Genomic DNA, 2,141 nt, shown 5'->3' on the forward strand with positions numbered 1-2,141 from the left:
CTCGTGGGATTCGTCTTCATCGCGCTGGGTGCCTTCTTCATCTTCCACAAGTGGAGCTGACATGACCGCCGTGCCTCAGGTCCGCTTCCTCGACCGCACCACGCCGCCGCACATCGCGACCCTGATCCTGATCGCCGGCGTCTCGGCGATGAGCCAGTCGATCTTCCTGCCCTCGCTCGGCCACATGGCGGAGGACCTGGGCGCCTCCTACGTCGTCATGCAGTTGGCGGTCTCGGGATATCTTCTCGCGACGGCGGCGCTCCAGATCGTGCTCGGGTCGGTGGCCGACAGCCTCGGCCGCCGGCCGGTGATGATAGGGGCGCTCGCGGTATTCGCGCTGGCCTCGGTTGGGGCGGCGCTCGCGCCGGATGCCGCGACCTTCCTCCTGTTCCGGATGTTGCAGGGCGTCGTGGTGGCGGGGATCGTGCTGTCCCGCGCCGTTGTCCGCGACACCGTGGGCGCGAGCGAATCCGCATCACGCATCGGCTACATCACGATGGGCATGGCGCTGATCCCGATGGTGGCCCCCCTGCTGGGCGGCGCGCTCGACGAGGTCTTCGGCTGGCGCGCCTCCTTCCTGGCGCTGGCGCTGTCCGGATTCGCGGTGCTGGCTCTCGTCACGCTCGACCAGGGAGAGACGGTGCATGGCCAAGGCACGAGCCTCGGTGCGCAGATGCGACAGTGGCCGCACCTGCTGCAGTCGCAGCGGTTCTGGGGCTACTCGCTCTGCGCGGCCTTCGCGTCGGGGGCCTTCTTCGCTCTTCTGGGCGGGGCGGCCTTCGTGGCGGGGCGGGTCTTCGGCCTGTCGCCGCTCTGGACCGGGGTGGCGCTGGGTTCCCCGTCGATCGGTTACATGCTGGGCAACTTCCTCGCGGGGCGGATGTCGATGCGGGTCGGGATCGACCGCATGGCCATGGCGGGCTGCGTGGTGGCGACGGTGGGGCTCGGCGCCTCGCTGCTGGTGACGCTCCTCGGGTTTCCGAGCCCCTGGGCCTTCTTCGGCTTCTGCACGCTGCTCGGACTCGGCAACGGCATGACGTTGCCCAACGCGCTGGCGGGCTCGGTGTCGGTACGGCCGGACCTCGCCGGGACGGCCTCGGGCCTTTCGGGGGCCATCATGACGACCGGAGGGGCGGGGCTGTCCCTTCTTGCCGCCTCGGCGCTGACGGACGGGTCCGGCCCCTGGCCGCTGCAGGCGATCATGCTGGCGAGCGCGGCGCTCTCGGGCCTGTCTCTCCTCCTCGTGCGCAGGAGCTAGCGGGCCCGGCGCCAGCCTGCCGCCTGCGCCTCGGACTCGGAGCAGAACCAGCGCTCGCCGGCGGTCTCGTCGATCACCGTGTCGGCGTAGTGCCGGCTGCCCGGAAGGTGATAGATGCGGCCCGAGGACGAGATGTTGCCTTTGATCTTGCAGCCCGGGGCGCTGAGGACGACCACGTCGGTGACCTCGAGGTCCGGATTGCGCCGCCAGTCCCAGGGAGCCTGGAAGGTGCCACGCCAGATTCCGGCCCCGGACTCTTCGGCCGTCTCCTGCTGGGGGAGGTAGTCGCGCGAATAGTCGAGATAGGCGAGGGCCATCCCCCTCTCGACCAGCGTCGCGCCGACGTCGCGGCCCTCCACCTCGCAGCGCGCGACCTGCCGGCCGTAGCGGTCGGTCTCGACCACCTCGCAGGCGGCCTGAGCGTCCTGCCAGAGGTCGCGCGCACCGTCCGCGGCCCAGGCGCCGCAGGGCCAGGGCGCCCCCGCCGTATCGCGGCACTCCTGCGCCCTCTCGGGCGCGTCGACGCCGAAGAGGCGCACCCGGGTGCCGCCCACGTCCAGCGTGTCGCCGTCCACCATGTCGACGCGGCCGGACAGATCGGCGGCTGGAGCGGAGGGGGGGCCGGGCCGGTCGCTCCGGGCCACCAGCAGGCCTGCGCCGAACGCGACAGGAACGAGGAGGGCGAGCAGCAGCAGACGAAGGATCATGTCCTTCATCTGATTGTCTGGCGTGAGGGTTCAATGAATTGGTTAACAAAACATTTGCGCAGCGTATTCGTGATGGCGCCGCCCAGGAATGATGCCCAAGCGGCGCGGTTGCCCTCGCAATGGGTCGGTCAGTCCCGGACTCGGTTGCGGCCTCGTTCTTAGTGGGAGCGGCGGTG

2 protein-coding genes are annotated in these 2,141 nt (G+C 70.2%); one reads left to right on the plus strand and one right to left on the minus strand.

Annotated features, from left to right (window positions below; translation table 11 throughout):
- Positions 1-61: 61 nt before the first annotated feature.
- A complete protein-coding gene (locus tag AC5JLB_RS01135; protein ID WP_495872016.1) occupies positions 62-1,258 on the plus strand; it encodes a multidrug effflux MFS transporter in 1,197 nt (398 codons plus the stop codon).
- On the opposite strand, the gene AC5JLB_RS01140 is transcribed toward AC5JLB_RS01135, so the two are convergent.
- Positions 1,255-1,974: a thermonuclease family protein gene (locus tag AC5JLB_RS01140; RefSeq protein WP_495872017.1), complete on the minus strand. Its 720-nt coding sequence runs from the start codon at positions 1,972-1,974 to the stop codon at positions 1,255-1,257. The two genes, AC5JLB_RS01135 and AC5JLB_RS01140, sit on opposite strands and share 4 nt — an antisense overlap.
- Positions 1,975-2,141: the final 167 nt, after the last annotated feature.

It is taken from the genome of Myxacorys chilensis (genome assembly GCF_059505265.1).

What these genes read in the sequence shown, in the direction of transcription:
- AC5JLB_RS01135 (WP_495872016.1), top strand. Translation starts at nt 62, where the DNA reads ATGACCGCCGTGCCTCAGGTCCGCTTCCTCGACCGCACCACGCCGCCG.
- AC5JLB_RS01140 (WP_495872017.1), bottom strand. Translation starts at nt 1,974, where the DNA reads ATGAAGGACATGATCCTTCGTCTGCTGCTGCTCGCCCTCCTCGTTCCT.